Origin of the sequence: Halorubrum yunnanense, assembly GCF_026586675.1 — an archaeon.
Taxonomy (GTDB): domain Archaea; phylum Halobacteriota; class Halobacteria; order Halobacteriales; family Haloferacaceae; genus Halorubrum; species Halorubrum yunnanense.
The window spans coordinates 207092-222676 of record NZ_JAODIX010000030.1 but is presented as its reverse complement, the minus strand read 5'-3'; the positions used below and the strand labels follow the sequence as shown (position 1 = coordinate 222676).

At 67.6% G+C, this 15585-nt stretch carries 10 protein-coding genes; 9 read left to right on the top strand and 1 reads right to left on the bottom strand.

The annotated features are described in order from the left end of the window. Positions 1 to 255 precede the first annotated feature (255 nt). From N5096_RS08240 to polC, 5 genes are all read left to right on the top strand, one after another. The gene (locus tag N5096_RS08240; RefSeq protein ID WP_267663889.1) at positions 256 to 2916 is read left to right on the top strand and encodes a heavy metal translocating P-type ATPase; all 2661 of its coding nucleotides are present in this window, start codon (positions 256 to 258) and stop codon (positions 2914 to 2916) included. 371 nt (positions 2917 to 3287) lie between these two features. Continuing rightward, positions 3288 to 3614, top strand: coding sequence for a DUF5783 family protein (locus tag N5096_RS08235; RefSeq protein WP_267663888.1), 327 nt, complete (start codon positions 3288 to 3290; stop codon positions 3612 to 3614). Positions 3615 to 3706: 92 nt separating this feature from the next. Further along, positions 3707 to 4084, top strand: coding sequence for a NifU family protein (locus N5096_RS08230; RefSeq protein WP_267663886.1), 378 nt, complete (start codon positions 3707 to 3709; stop codon positions 4082 to 4084). Between the two features lie 192 nt (positions 4085 to 4276). Next, complete coding sequence (locus N5096_RS08225; protein WP_267663882.1) at positions 4277 to 4696, top strand: PPC domain-containing DNA-binding protein; 420 nt, start codon at positions 4277 to 4279, stop codon at positions 4694 to 4696. 16 nt (positions 4697 to 4712) lie between these two features. After that, positions 4713 to 10367: a DNA polymerase II large subunit gene (gene polC, locus N5096_RS08220; protein ID WP_267663881.1), complete on the top strand. Its 5655-nt coding sequence runs from the start codon at positions 4713 to 4715 to the stop codon at positions 10365 to 10367. Between the two features lie 250 nt (positions 10368 to 10617). On the opposite strand, the gene N5096_RS08215 is transcribed toward polC, so the two are convergent. Continuing rightward, complete coding sequence (locus tag N5096_RS08215) at positions 10618 to 11262, bottom strand: bifunctional 4-hydroxy-2-oxoglutarate aldolase/2-dehydro-3-deoxy-phosphogluconate aldolase (protein ID WP_267663880.1); 645 nt, start codon at positions 11260 to 11262, stop codon at positions 10618 to 10620. A gap of 184 nt (positions 11263 to 11446) precedes the next feature. Between N5096_RS08215 and N5096_RS08210 the strand changes: the two genes are divergently transcribed. The 4 genes from N5096_RS08210 (at position 11447) to N5096_RS08195 (ending at position 15571) form a co-directional block, all read left to right on the top strand. Then, positions 11447 to 13636: an elongation factor EF-2 gene (locus tag N5096_RS08210; RefSeq protein ID WP_267663879.1), complete on the top strand. Its 2190-nt coding sequence runs from the start codon at positions 11447 to 11449 to the stop codon at positions 13634 to 13636. A gap of 176 nt (positions 13637 to 13812) precedes the next feature. Next, positions 13813 to 13989 carry a hypothetical protein gene (locus N5096_RS08205; RefSeq protein ID WP_267663878.1) on the top strand — a complete coding sequence of 59 codons (177 nt, stop codon included), beginning with the start codon at positions 13813 to 13815 and terminating at the stop codon, positions 13987 to 13989. Then, positions 13986 to 14579, top strand: a complete 594-nt coding sequence (locus N5096_RS08200) for an amino acid-binding protein (RefSeq protein ID WP_267663877.1) — start codon at positions 13986 to 13988, stop codon at positions 14577 to 14579. Before N5096_RS08205 ends, N5096_RS08200 begins: the two co-directional genes overlap by 4 nt. Further along, positions 14576 to 15571 carry a homoserine dehydrogenase gene (locus N5096_RS08195; protein WP_267663876.1) on the top strand — a complete coding sequence of 332 codons (996 nt, stop codon included), beginning with the start codon at positions 14576 to 14578 and terminating at the stop codon, positions 15569 to 15571. Before N5096_RS08200 ends, N5096_RS08195 begins: the two co-directional genes overlap by 4 nt. Positions 15572 to 15585 lie beyond the last annotated feature (14 nt).

Below are 15585 nucleotides of genomic sequence, written 5' to 3'. Positions count from 1 at the left end.
TCGCACGGTCGCTCGCGGGCCTTCGGCCCGCTCACGGCGCGCGCCACCGCCATCCTTTTAAATCGGTTCTGATGATCGCTCCGCTCTCTCTGCGCTCCGCTCTCTCTGCGCTCCGCTCTCTCTGCGCTCCGCTCTCTCTGCGCTCCGCTCTCTCTGCGCTTGCGACGGCCGCTTTGGAATCTAAGCTTTCGACCCGTGTGGACCCCCGATCGCGAAGTAGAAAACCGCCTAAGGGTGGGACACGTAGTAACGAGTATGCCAACGAGAACAGCCCATCTGAACGTCACGGGGATGTCCTGCGCCAACTGCTCGGCGACGATCGAGGACGCCCTCACCGACCTCGAGGGGGTGATCTCGGCGAACGCCAACTACGCCACCGACGAGGGGTCGGTCGAGTACGACCCCGAGAAGGTGTCGCTCGGCGAGATCTACGCGGCGGTCGAGTCCGCGGGCTACGGGGCGGTCACCGAGACCGTCTCCGTCGCGATCACGGACATGTCCTGCGCGAACTGCGCGGAGACCAACGCCGACGCCCTCGAATCGACGCCCGGCGTGATCGCCGCCGAGGTCAACTACGCGACCGACGAGGCGCAGGTGCGGTACAACCCGGCGGACGCCTCGCGCGCCGACCTCTACGACGCGGTCGAGTCGGCGGGCTACTCGCCGGTCCGAGAGGGGACCGGCGGCGAGGACTCCGAGGAGTCCGACGCGGGCGACGCCGACCAAGACGCCCGCGACGCGGCCCGCGAGGCCGAGATCCGCAAGCAGCTCCGCCTGACCCTCTTCGGGGCGGCGCTCGCGGCGCCGCTGCTGCTGTTCATGGCCGACCACCTGCTGCTCGACGGGGCGCTCTTCCCGGAGACCGTCTTCGGCGTCCGGATCGGGTGGGTGCAGTTCCTGCTCGCGACGCCCGTTCAGGTCGTCCTGGGCCGCCCCTTCTACGAGAACTCCTACAAGGCGCTCGTGACGAACGGGCGCGCCAACATGGACGTGCTGATCGCGCTCGGCTCCACGACCGCGTACGCCTACTCGGTCGCGGTCCTCGCCGGGGTCGTCGCCGGGAGCCTCTACTTCGACACGGCGGCGCTCATCCTCGTGTTCATCACGCTCGGCAACTACCTCGAGGCCCGCTCGAAGGGGCAGGCCGGCGAGGCGCTCCGGAAGCTGCTGGAGATGGAGGCCGATCAGGCCACCCTCGTCGACGACGGGACCGAGCGGGAGGTCCCCGTCGACGAGGTCGAGGTCGGCGACCGGATGAAGGTCCGCCCGGGCGAGAAGGTCCCGACCGACGGCGTCGTCGTCGACGGCCAGAGCGCGGTCGACGAGTCGATGGTGACCGGCGAGTCGGTCCCCGTCGAGAAAGAGGAGGGCGACGAGGTGATCGGCTCGACGATAAACGAGAACGGCGTGCTCGTCGTCGAGGCGACCAAGGTCGGCGCTGACACCGCGCTCCAGGGGATCGTCCGCACGGTCAAAGAGGCGCAGTCGCGCCAGCCCGACATCCAGAACCTCGCCGACCGGATCTCCGCGTACTTCGTCCCGGCGGTCATCGTCAACGCGCTGCTGTGGGCGGCCGTCTGGTTCCTCTTCCCCGAGACGCTCGCCGGCTTCGTGAACGCGCTCCCGCTGTGGGGACTCGTCGCGGGCGGCCCGGCGGTCGCCGGCGGCGCGGTCTCGGTCTCCGAGTTCGCGCTCGTCGTGTTCGCCTCCTCCGTGCTCATCGCCTGCCCCTGCGCCCTCGGGCTGGCGACGCCCGCCGCCACGATGGTCGGCACCACGATCGGCGCCGGGCACGGCGTCCTGTTCAAGGGCGGCGACGTGCTCGAACGCGCGAAGGACGTCGACACCGTCGTCTTCGACAAGACCGGGACGCTCACCGAGGGGGAGATGGAGCTGACCGACGTGGTCGCGTTCGACTCCGACGGCGCCCTCGTCCCGGACGGCGGTGCGGCCCAGCAGCGAGAGTCCGGCGACGACGCCCCCGCGCCTTCGGACGCCGGCCGCGACGCCGAACGCGAGGTGCTCCGGCTCGCTGCGATCGCCGAGCGCGGCAGCGAACACCCCCTCGCCCGCGCTATCGTCGACGGCGCCGAGGAGCGGGGGCTGGAGATCCCCGAGGCGGACGACTTCGAGAACGTCCCCGGCCACGGCGTGCGCGCCGCGGTTGAGGGCGACGAGGTCCTGGTCGGCAACCGCAAGCTGCTGACCGACGAAGGGGTCGACGCCTCGGCGGCGGCCGAGACGATGGAGCGCCTCGAACGAGAGGGGAAGACGGCGATGCTCGTCGCTCGCGTGCCCGCTGGCACGGACGACGGCGAGCTGATCGGCGTCGTCGCCGACGCGGACACGGTCAAGTCCAGCGCCGCCGACGCCGTGGAGGCCCTCCGCGACCGCGGCGTCGACGTGATGATGATCACCGGCGACAACGAGCGCACCGCTCGCGCCGTCGCCGAGCAAGTGGGTATCGACCCCGAGAACGTCCGGGCTGGCGTCCTCCCAGAGGACAAGTCCGCCGCCGTCGAGGAGATTCAGGCGGACGGCCGGCAGGCGATGATGGTCGGCGACGGCGTCAACGACGCGCCGGCGCTCGCGGTCGCGCACGTCGGGACCGCCATCGGGAGCGGGACGGACGTGGCGATCGAGGCCGCGGACGTGACGCTGATGCGCGACGACCCGCTCGACGTGGTGAAGGCGATCCGGATCTCGGACGCCACCCTGCAAAAGATCAAACAGAACCTCGTGTGGGCGCTCGGCTACAACACGCTGATGATCCCGCTCGCCTCGCTCGGCCTGCTCCAGCCCGCACTGGCCGCCGGGGCGATGGCGCTCTCCAGCGTGAGCGTGCTGACGAACAGCCTGCTGTTCCGCCGGTACGAGCCTGACCGCGACTACCGGCTGCTGGGTCGGTTGCGGTAACCGTCGCTCCCGGGGGAATCACTCTCCCTTTTCAGAGGAGGCTCGCGAACCCCTTGTTGGCCCTCACCTCGCGGATAGCTATCTGTTCACTTCGATCGGCCAACCTCGCAAACCAGTTTCAGCGGTATTCGGACCGGTATGGAGGGAACGGCTCGAGAACTCGTCGGTCTGAGTTTTGCTTCCCGAAAGAGATTGTTCTCCCGCCGGCCGACGTTTGATATAGCGTTATAGAATTTATTTATTATGCGGCTACCCACTCGGCGGTCAACGGAAAGACGCGTCACCGGTGGACACGTCGGCTCTCGCTCCCATCTGCGATCGTGTTGCCGTCGATCGACCGGCTTTTTTCCCGGCCCGCCGTCGGATCGGGTATGGCCGACGAGTTTGACCCCGAGAAGTTCGAGGACAAGTACGCTCACTACTTCAACGAGCTCCAGCGGGCGTACAAGAACGCGTTCAACCACATGAACGAGCGCCACGACTCTCAGCTGATCCACGGGATCGACCAGACGATCCTCAACGAGTCCGAGCCGTTCTACGAGGACGGCGAGTTCCACGTCGAACTCCCCGAGAACCCGCGCGACCGGCTGGAGGGCGTGCTCGTCGACGACGAGACGTTCGAAGCGACGCTCGAGGAGTACGTCGACCGGATCGAGGCGGAGCTCCACCGGACGTTTCAGGTCGACCGGCCGGAGTAGCGACCGCCGGTTCCCCGTCCGAGACGCCGGTTCCCGCGGTTCGAGTCCGGTCGAACCAAAGGCATAAGCCCGCCGCCCGCCAACTCACTGGCATGAGCACGGAGACAGCCGACGGGGAAAACGAACTCCGCGAGCGGATTACGAACTTCCTGCGGCGAAACTTCCCACAGATCCAGATGCACGGCGGGAGCGCCGCCATCAACCACCTCGACCGCGAGAACGGCGAGGTCACGATCCAGCTCGGTGGCGCCTGCTCCGGCTGCGGTATCTCACCGATGACGATCCAGGCGATCAAGTCTCGGATGGTCAAAGAGATCCCGGAGATCGAGACCGTTCACGCAGACACGGGCGCGGGTTCGGGCGCTGACGGCGACCTCGGCGGCACCAGCAGCGGCGGCATGTCGCCGTCGTTCCCCGGCGAGACGACCGACGACGACGGCGACGACGAAGGCCCCCAGGCCCCGTTCTGAACCGACGCTCCGGCAGCTCTCGATTTTCCCGTTTTCACTCGTTTCCGACGCCGTAGCGGCGAGCCTCGCGGCTTTCGACGTAACGCCGATCCTCGACAATAAATCTAATATCGCTATATCGATTCCGGCTCGGAGCGGACGAGCACACCGCGACTGAAGCCTTTTTGCCCTCGGCGACCGTGGGCGACTCCTATGCACCACCGGGAAGTCGAGACGACGGCGGAGTACGTCGCCCGATTCGAGACCGGCGCCGACTGGCGCGAGGAGATCGAGGACCTCGCCCGCGCCGAGGACGTCGAGGCGGGCTGGTTCACGGCGCTCGGCGCCGTGCAGGACGCGGACGTCTGGTTCTACGACCAGGACGACACAGAGTACGAGTCGGTGACCTTCGACGAGCCGCTGGAGGTCGCCGCCTGCGTCGGGAACGTCTCGCTGCTCGACGGCGAGGTGTTCGCGCACACCCACGCCGTGCTGTCGCGGCCGAGCGGGCAGGCGCTCGCGGGCCACCTCGACTCCGCGACGGTCTGGGCGGGCGAGTGTCACCTGCGCGCGTTCGACGAGCCGCTGGAGCGGTCCCACGACGAGACGACCGACCTCGACTTATGGCTGTGAGGCGGGTCTCGCGGCGATGAGGCCCGACGACGAGCGTTACTTCGCTCGGATCGAAGACCGGCTCGACGAGGCGCTCGAGCTCGCGGAGACCGCGAAGGGGCAGGGGTACGACCCCGAGCCCGAGGTGGAGATCCCCGTCGCCCGCGACATGGCCGACCGGGTCGAGAACATCCTCGGCATCGACGGCGTCGCGGAGCGCGTCCGCGAGCTGGAAGCCGAGATGTCCCGTGAGGAGGCGGCGCTGGAGCTCGTCACCGACTTCGTCGAGGGGACGGTCGGCGACTACGACTCCCGCGCCGGCAAAGTTGAGGGCGCGGTCCGGACCGCGGTCGCCCTGCTCACGGAGGGAGTCGTCGCCGCGCCGATCGAGGGGATCGACCGCGTCGAGCTGCTGGAGAACGACGACGGCACCGAGTTCGTCAACGTCTACTACGCCGGTCCGATCCGGTCGGCGGGCGGGACCGCGCAGGCGCTGTCCGTGCTCGTCGCCGACTACGCCCGATCGCTTTTGGGCGTCGACGAGTACAAGCCGCGCGACGTGGAGGTCGAGCGCTACGCCGAGGAGATCGCCCTCTACGACACGGAGACCGGGCTCCAGTACACCCCGAAGGATAAGGAGTCGAAGTTCATCGCCGACCACATCCCGATCATGCTCGACGGCGAGGCGACGAGCGACGAGGAGGTCTCCGGCTTCCGGGACCTCGAACGGGTCGACACCAACTCCGCACGCGGCGGGATGTGCCTCGTCGCCGCCGAGGGGATTGCCCTGAAGGCGCCGAAGATCCAGCGGTACACCCGCGACCTCGACGAGGTCGACTGGCCGTGGCTTCAGGACCTCATCGACGGGACCATCGGGAAGGACGGGGCGGCGACGAGCGACGCGCCCGACGACGGCGACGACTCCGGAGACGCGGACGCCGGATCGGGTGACGGCGACGCGGGCGACACCGAGAGCGACGAGGGCAGCGCCGAGTCCGGGACGGACGGCCCCGACGGGCCGCTCCGCGCGGAGCCCTCCCAGAAGTTCCTCCGGGACCTGATCGCGGGCCGCCCGGTGTTCACGCACCCGAGCGAGGCGGGGGGGTTCCGGCTGCGGTACGGTCGCGCGCGAAACCACGGGTTCGCGACCGGCGGGGTTCACCCGGCGACGATGCACCTCGTCGACGACTTCCTCGCGGCCGGCACCCAGATCAAGACCGAGCGCCCGGGGAAGGCCCATGGGGTCGTCCCCGTCGACTCTATCGAGGGGCCGACGGTCCGGCTCGCGAACGGCGAGGTCCGCCGGATCGACGACCCGGAGGAAGCGAAAGCGGTCCGCAACGGCGTCGAGAAGGTGCTTGACCTGGGCGAGTACCTCGTCAACTACGGGGAGTTCGTCGAGAACAACCACCCGCTCGCGCCCGCCTCCTACGTGTACGAGTGGTGGGTCAAGGAGTTCGCGGCCGCCGGCGCCGACGTCCAGGCCCTGCGGGACGACCCCCACGTCGACCTCGAACACCCGGACGTCGACGAGGCGCTCGCGTGGGCGCGCGAGTACGACTGCCCGCTCCACCCGGAGTACACCTACCTCTGGCACGACGTGTCGGTCGCGGCGTTCGAGGCCCTCGCCGAGGCGGTCGCCGACGGCGACGTGGTCGAAGGGGTCCTCGCGATCGAGCGCACGGAGGCGACGCAGTCGGCCCTTGAGTCGCTGCTGGTCGAGCACACCGCCACGCCGGACGCCCTCCGGATCCCGACGTGGCGCCCGCTCGCGCGGTCGCTCGGGATCGACGACGGCCTCCGGCGGACGTGGGACGAGGCCGACCTCTCCGCGGCCGCCCGCGAGTGGGACGACGGCGACAACGCCGTGACGGCCGTCAACGAGGTCGCGCCCTTCCGGGTCCGCGAGCGCGCACCGACCCGGATCGGCAACCGGATGGGCCGCCCCGAGAAGTCGGAGAGCCGCGACCTCTCCCCGGCGGTCCACACCCTCTTCCCGATCAACGAGGCCGGCGGCCCCCAGCGCGACGTCGCCGAGGCCGCGAACGTGATGGATGACACGGGCCATCGCGGCCGGCTGGAGGTCGAGGTCTCGGACCGGGTCTGTCCAGACTGTGGCGAACACACCTACAAGGCGCGGTGTCCGGACTGCGAGGTCCACACCGAGCCGCACTACGAGTGCGGCGACTGCGGCACCGTCTGCGAGCCGGACGAGGCCGGCCGCGTCGAGTGCCCGCGCTGCGAGTGGGAGGTGCGGGCGGCGGCCCACCAGGAGGTCGACGTCAACGACGCGTACCGCTCCGCACTGGCGAACGTCGGCGAGCGCGAGGCGTCCTTCGAGATCCTCAAAGGGGTCCAGGGGCTCACCTCGCGGAACAAAACGCCCGAGCCGATGGAGAAGGGCGTCCTCCGTGCGAAGAACGGCGTCACGTCGTTCAAGGACGGGACCGTCAGGTACGACATGACCGACCTCCCGGTCACCTCCGTCCGGCCCGAGGAGCTCGATGTCACCGCAGATCACCTCCGCGAGATCGGCTACGAGACCGACATCGACGGCGAGCCGCTGCGCCACGACGACCAGCTCGTCGAACTCCGGGTGCAGGACATCGTCCTCTCGGACGGCGCCGCCGAGCACATGCTGCGGACCGCGGACTTCGTCGACGACCTCCTTGAACAGTTCTACGGCCTCCCCCGTTTCTACGAGGTGAACGAGCGCGACGACCTCGTCGGCGAGCTCGTCTTCGGGATGGCGCCCCACACGAGCGCGGCTACTGTCGGGAGAGTGGTCGGATTCACGTCGGCCGCGGTCGGATACGCTCATCCGTACTTTCACGCCGCGAAGCGTCGGAACTGCTTCCATCCGAAGACGGAAATCGAGTATCGAGACGACGCGGGTTGGCACCGCGAGACCATCGAGGAATTCGTCGAGGATCGGCTGGACGATCCGCGGACTGATGACTTCGGAACGCTCGTTGAGGAACTCGACGGCAACGTTGAGGTCCCTTCGATCGACGAACACGGAAACAAGTCGACACAGCCGGTGACTGCCGTCTCGAAACACCTGAGTCAGGACCATCTTGTCCAAGTCGAGACCCAGGACGGACGTTCGATCCGCGTGACGCCCGACCACACGATGCTGCGGGTAGTAGATGAGGAAGTCCAGAAGGTCGCCGCGAATGAGTTGGAGGTCGGCGATACGATTCCGGCGACTTCCCCCCAGCAGAACGTATCGATGGACGCCGCCGCTAGCACGGCGACGGATGGCGGCATCGAGACTGACGAGGTTACGTCGGTTTCGTTCCTCGAGAGCGACGTCGAGTATACTTACAATCTCACCGTCGCCGAGACGCACACGCTTGTGGCGAACGATTTGTCAGTTTCTCAATGTGATGGGGACGAGGATTGCGTCATGCTGCTCATGGACGGCCTTCTCAACTTCTCGAAAGAGTACCTTCCTGACCAACGCGGTGGGAGCGTCTCGGAAAACTCTCGACTCGTTGCTCGCGATCCGCAGGGACGGATCCGATACCTCACGTTCGACGAGTTTTGGAATGAACTCGAATCACCCATCGATGTCGACGGGAAGTTTAAAAAGCGAACATGCGTGCGTGAGGGGTGGCAGACGTACACATTCGACGAGAATCACGAGTCGAGCCTCCAGCCGATCGAGAAGGCGATCAGATACGGTGCTGACGACGACGAGACGCTTCTCAGAGTGGAGACGCAGTTCGGTCGCTCGCTCGATATCACCTCGAACCACAGTCTGTTCCGATACGACGATGGCATCGAAGAAGTGGCTGGTGACGACCTCGATGTCGGCGATCTCATTCTTGCACCGCAGCAGCTCGACGTCGAGACGCAGGCGGGAACGGTGGTCGATGTGGCCGAGTGTGTCGACGATCCGTACGTGTTCATCGACGACTCGGTCGAATCGTACCTCCGTGAGGTGTGGGACGAATCGGCCTGGGGGAGCGACGCGCGCGCTGCCTTCGACGGCGGACTCTCCTACCGCCTCTCGAAAGAGAAAGTCGCGCTCCGAACGCTCCGCGATATCGAGGGGGTATCACGAAACTGGCGTGCCGAGTTGAATCCACAGATCGGTCGAAAGGGTTCCTCAAGGGGAATCTCACGTCACATTCCGATGAATGACGACTTCTCGTGGCTCCTTGGACTGTTCGCCGCTGAGGGCTCGACGTCGTCCGTTCGACCGACGATCACCAATGCCGACGAGGAGATCGTTCGACGGACCGAGCGCATCATCAAAGACACGCTCGGCGTCGATCCGTCGGTACGATGGTCGAACAAGGCGTACGAAATTGGGTTCCCGGCCGTGTTCGAGGACGTCCTGTTTGAACTGGGATTCCGCGAGGAAGAATCGTCTGACTCGAGTGAGAAGGTCGTTCCCGAACCGATTCGACGCGGTGACCGATCGACGGTACAATCGTTCCTCCGTGGATTCATCGCCGGAGACGGGAGTGAAACGACCGATGACAACCAGACGACGATCGCGTTCCACACGACGAGTGAGGATCTTAAAGACGGGATCGTGTTCCTACTGCATCGACTCGGCGTCGTCGCTAACGTCTCGACACGCGATCGGGAACCGCCTCGGCAACGGATCTACACCGTCACCGTCTCTGGCGGTGCCTCGGACAATCCGCTTCGACGCGTCCTCGACGGCGAAGATCCGTACCAGCCGAAGAGCCTCACGGTCGGTATCCCCGGAGAACTCTTCGAAATTCGGCAGATGGAGATCCCAGACATCACCGATATCGTTCCGAAATATCTCAAGCGGCGTGAAAACATCAGTCTCGAAAAGCTCGAGTCGATCGTCGAGACGCTCGACGAACACGACCTCCCCACCGCCGCGCGTGAGAAGCTCGACGCGATCCGTCCGCTTGTCGACGGTGACCTCTCGTATCTCCGAGTTACCAATATCGATCGCGTCGACTACGACGGCCATCTCTACGACTTGCAAGTCGGCGGAGAACCGGTCTTCACAGCGAATTGGCTGTACGCTCACAACTCGATGGACGCGCCCCTCGTGATGTCCTCGCGGATCGACCCCTCCGAGATCGACGACGAGGCGCACAACATGGACATCGCGCGAGAGTACCCGCGGGAGTTCTACGAGGCGACGCTGGAGATGGCCGATCCGGAGTCGGTCGAGGACCTGATTCAGCTCGGCGAGGACACGCTCGGGACCGACGAGGAGTACCACGGCTTCGACCACACCCACGACACGACGGACATCGCGATGGGGCCGGACCTGTCGGCGTACAAGACGCTCGGGGACATGATGGAGAAGATGGACGCGCAGCTGGAGCTGGCCCGGAAGCTCCGCGCGGTCGACGAGACCGACGTGGCCGAGCGCGTCATCGAGTACCACTTCCTGCCGGACATCATCGGGAACCTCCGGGCGTTCTCGCGGCAGGAGACGCGGTGTCTCGACTGCGGGGAGAAGTACCGCCGGATGCCTCTCTCGGGCGACTGCCGCGAGTGCGGCGGCCGGGTGAACCTCACGGTCCACCAAGGGTCGGTGAACAAGTACGTCGACACGGCGATCGAGGTCGCGGACCGGTTCGGCTGTCGGCCCTACACGAAACAGCGGCTGAAGGTGTTAGAGGAGTCGCTCGAATCGATCTTCGAGGACGACACGAACAAGCAGTCCGGCATCGCGGACTTCATGTGACGCGTCGCGGCCGTAGTGCGCGTGCCGCCGCGGGGTGTGCCGCGACGGCGTGACCGGTCCGGCCGGGCAGGGGATCCCGGCGACGGACCGAGGTGGGATCTGACAGGCTCCTCCGAGTGACTTCCAAGCGGGTGTGCCTCTCGTCGAACGAGCCGGCTGGAAGTCATCCCCACTTGCGTCCTCGCGCTTTTGACCGTTCGGCATGATATATCATGCCATTAAAATAGCGACCGCCGCGGCGGTCGCTCCCTCACTCCTCGGCTCGCGCCGCCTCGACCACTCGCACGAACTCCCGGGCGGTCTCGGTGATCTCGTCGTAATCGCCGCGCTCGGCGGCGTCGTAGTCCACGAGCGCGCCGCCGGCGCCGACCGCGAACGCGCCGGCCTCGACGTAGTCGCCGGCGTTGTCGGGGGCGACGCCGCCGGTCGGCATCATCGGGATCTGGCCGAGCGGGCCCTTCATCGCGCCGAGGTGCGCCGGACCGACGGTCTTCGCGGGGAACACCTTCACGAAGTCGGCGCCGGCCTCGTAGCCGCGGACCGCCTCGGTCGGCGTCATCACGCCGGGCGCGGTGACGGCGCCGTAGCGGTTGCAGGTCTCGATCACGTCCTCGTGGAGGCTCGGCGAGACGACGAACTCGGCGCCGGCCATCAGGGTCGCCCGGGCGGTCTCGCTGTCGAGGACGGTGCCGGTGCCGACCACGACCTCGTCGCCGAACGAGCCCGTCACTTCCTCGAGTTTCCCGGCGACGTCGGGCGTGTCCGCGGTGATCTCGACGGCGGTGACCCCTCCCTCGCGGAGCGCCTCCGTGATCCCGATGAGTTGGTCGGCCTCGACCCCGCGCAGCACCGCGACGACGCCGGTGTCGGCGAGCCGCGAAAGCGTCTCGTTCATACGCGACGGTTCCCGAGCGGCTACTTAAATCCGTCCGGAGCCGCCGTGGTACGTGTCACCGTGGCTTAAATCGGATCGTGCGACCGATCGGCACAAAATCGCCGGCGATCCCGGGTAATCCCCGGTGAAACGGCCGCGGCGAAACACTACCCTTTTGACCCTGCTATCGGTAACAAACGGTATAATGGGCCGACGCAAGAAGATCGTTCAAGAGTGTGAACGGCTGATGGACTCTCCGGAGAACATCCGGAACATCGCCATCGCCGCCCACGTCGACCACGGCAAGACGACGCTCTCCGACAACCTGCTGGCCGGTGCCGGCATGATCTCCCAAGACACCGCGGGCGAGCAGCTCGCGATGGACACGAAGGAGGACGAGCAGGAGCGCGGCATCACCATCGACGCGGCGAACGTCTCGATGACCCACGAGTACGAGGACACAAACCACCTCGTCAACCTCATCGACACCCCGGGCCACGTGGACTTCGGGGGCGACGTCACCCGCGCCATGCGCGCGGTCGACGGCGCCTTAGTGGTCGTCGACGCCGTCGAGGGCGCGATGCCCCAGACCGAGACGGTGCTCCGGCAGGCGCTCCGGGAGGGCGTGAAGCCGGCGCTGTTCATCAACAAGGTCGACCGCCTCATCTCGGAGCTCCAAGAGGGGCCTCAGGAGATGCAGGAGCGACTGCTGTCGGTTATCTCCGACGTCAACGAGCTCATCCGCGGGATGGCCGAGAACATGGACGACATCCCCGAGGACTGGACCGTCTCCGTTGAGGACGGCACGGTCGGCTTCGGCTCCGCGCTGTACAAGTGGGGCGTCTCGATGCCGTCGATGCAGCGGACCGGCATGGACTTCGGCGACATCATGGAGCTCGAACAGAACGACGGGCGCGAGGAGCTCCACGAGCGGACGCCGCTCTCGGACGTCGTGCTCGACATGGTCTGCGAGCACTTCCCGAACCCGGTCGACGCCCAGCCCCGCCGCGTCCCGCGCATCTGGCGCGGCGACCCGGAGAGCGAGCTGGCCGACACGATGCGGATGGTCAACGAGGACGGCGAGGTCGTGTTCATGGTCACCGACATCTCCATGGACCCGCACGCGGGCGAGATCGCGACGGGCCGCGTCTTCTCCGGGACCTTGGAGAAGGGCCAGGAGCTGTACGTCTCCGGGACGGCCGGCAAAAACCGGATCCAGAGCGTCGGGCTCTTCATGGGGTCCGAGCGCGAGGAGGTGGATCGCGTCCCGGCGGGGAACATCGCCTCGGTCACCGGACTGCGTGACGCCATCGCCGGCTCCACGGTCTCCTCCGTGGAGATGACGCCGTTCGAGTCGATCGAACACATCTCCGAGCCGGTCATTACGAAGTCCGTCGAGGCGCAGAGCATGGACGACCTGCCGAAGCTCATCGAGACGCTCCAGCAGGTCGCCAAGGAGGACCCGACGATCCAGATCGAGATCAACGAGGACACGGGCGAGCACCTCATCAGCGGGCAGGGCGAGCTCCACCTCGAAGTGATTACCCAGCGGATCCGCGACAACCAGGGCATCCCGGTCATCACCGGCGAGCCGATCGTCGTCTTCCGCGAGCAGCCCCAGGAGGCCTCCCGCGAGGTCGAAGGGCAGTCGCCGAACCGCCACAACAAGTTCTACATCACCGTCGAGCCGATGTCGCAGGACATCGTCGACGCCATCCAGCTCGGCGAGGTCTCGATGGACATGCCCGAACTGGAACGCCGCGAGGCGCTTCAGGAGGCCGGCATGGACAAGGACACCTCGCAGAACGTCGAGGACATCCACCGGACGAACATCCTCATCGACGACACGAAGGGTATCCAGCACCTCAACGAGACGATGGAACTCGTCTTGGAGGGGCTACAGGACGCGCTCGACGACGGGCCGCTCGCCGCCGAGCCGGTGCAGGGGTCGCTGTTCCGCCTGCACGACGCGAAGCTCCACGAGGACACCATCCACCGCGGTCCCGCGCAGGTCATTCCCGCGACCCGCGACGCGGTCCACCGCTCGCTGATCGACGGCGAGGTCCGACTGCTGGAGCCGATCCAGGACGTCCGGATCGACGTGCCCTCGGAGCACATGGGCGCGGCGTCCGGCGAGATCCAGGGCCGCCGTGGCCGCGTCGACGACATGTACCAGGAGGGCGACCTCATGGTCGTCGAGGGCATCGCGCCCGTCGAGGAGATGATCGGCTTCTCCTCCGACATCCGCTCGGCCACCGAGGGCCGCGCCTCGTGGAACACCGAGAACGCGGGCTTCCGGGTCCTCGTCGACAACCTCCAGCGCGAGAAGATCATGGAGATCCGCGAGCGCAAGGGGATGAAGCTCGAACTGCCGCAGTCGATCGACTACTTCTGAGTCGACGACGCGGTCCGCGGTCTGCCGCGCCGTAGCGCCGCCTCTCGCGTTTTCTCTCTATCTCCTCCCCTTGATCCTCCCCACTAGCTCCCGTGCCATTGGTTCACACGCCGGGGAGCGAGGCAACGCCTGCCATCGCCGAAGGCTTATACCGGATCCCCCGACTCCTTTCGGGTATGCAGACGGGCACGATTCCCGCTCGGCGCATCGCGACGGAGCCAGCAAGCGACCGCTCCGCCCCGCCGACAGGACCGTGCCGAACCGCGACGACGGCGTCGGTCGAATCGGCCCCGACCTCGGTGTCGGCCGCCCTCGACGTCGACGCGGTCGGCCTCGTGGAGGTGGCGGCGTGAGCGACGCGCCCGACGGGATCGACGGTCGGTCCGACAACGTCGACGACCCCACTCCCGACGGCGGCCACGCCGCGGCGACGCCGTCGACGCACACGGTGCGGCTCGAGCTCGTCGACGAGCCCGGGCAGCTGCTCGCCGCGCTCCACCCGATCGCCGACAACGGCGGGAACCTCCTCTCGATCTACCACGAGCGCGGGAACAAGACCCCGCGCGGTCGGATCCCGGTCGAGGTCGACTTCGAGGCGACCCAGGACCGCTTCGAGGAGATCGTCGACGCGCTCCGGACTGAGGGCGTGAACGTGATGCAGGCTGGGACGGAGCGGTACGCCGAGGAGGTGACGCTGCTCCTGTTCGGCCACCTCATCGACACCGACCTCTCCGACACGCTCTCCCGGATCGAGGCGTGCGAGTCGGCGTCGGTCGCCGACGTGTCGCTGGCGGCGCCGCAGGGCACCGAGGAGGTGTCGAGCGCGCGGCTCCGTCTGGAGGCCCGCGCCGGCGAGACGGAGACCGCGCTCGCGGCCGTCCGGGAGCTGGCCGACGAGAAGGAACTGCGTCTCGTCGAGCCGCTCACGGGGGTGGAGGCGTGAGACTCGCCGTCATCGGCGCGGGCGCGGTCGGGCGTTCCGTCGTCGAGCTCGCGGGCGAGCACGGCCACGAGGTCGTCGCGGTCGCTGACTCCTCCTCGGCGGTCGTCGCTGACGGGGCGAACGGGCCAGACGGCCGGACCCCCGGCGTCGACCCCGACGCGGTGGTGGCTCGGAAAGCGGAGCGGGGGATTGTCGGCGACGGCGACCCCGAGGACGCGCTGGCGGCCGACTACGACGTCCTGGTCGAGGCGACGCCGACGACGCTGGGCGACGCCGATCCCGGCTTCTCGCACGTGACTCGCGCGCTGGAGCGCGACCGCCACGCCGTGCTCGCGAACAAGGGGCCGGTCGCGGAGCGGTTCGGCGACCTGCGGGCGGCCGTCGCCGACAGCGCGGGCGAGATCCGGTTCGAGGCGACCGTCGGCGGCGCCATCCCCGCGGTCTCGACCGTCGAGGACATCGAGCCGGGCCACGTCACGGCGGTCCGCGGCGTGCTCAACGGGACGGCGAACTTCATCCTCACTCGGATGGCCGCCGAGGGACTCGACTACGACCACGTGCTCGCCGAAGCGCAGGACCTCGGCGTCGCCGAGGCCGACCCCTCCTTCGACGTCGACGGGACCGACGCGGCGCTGAAGTGCGTCATCCTCGCGAACGTGCTCTCGTTCGGCGCGGTCGACGACCCGGCCGACGCCCGGGAGTTCACGCTCGACGACGCCGACGTCGAGGGGATCCGCGACGTGCCGGGCTCGACGCTCCGGCTCGCCGCCGAGGACGGCAGGACCGTCCGCCTCATCGGTGAGGCGACCGGCGAGACGGTCCGAGTCGCCCCGCGGCTCGTCCCCGAGAACGGGACGCTCGCGGTCTCCGGGACGCAGAACATCGTCCAGATCGAGACGACCCACGCCGGCCGGCTCAACATCTCGGGCCGCGGCGCCGGCGGGCCCGAGACCGCGAGCGCGGTGCTCGGCGACGTCGGCCGGCTGAAGTAGGTCGCCCCGCTCTC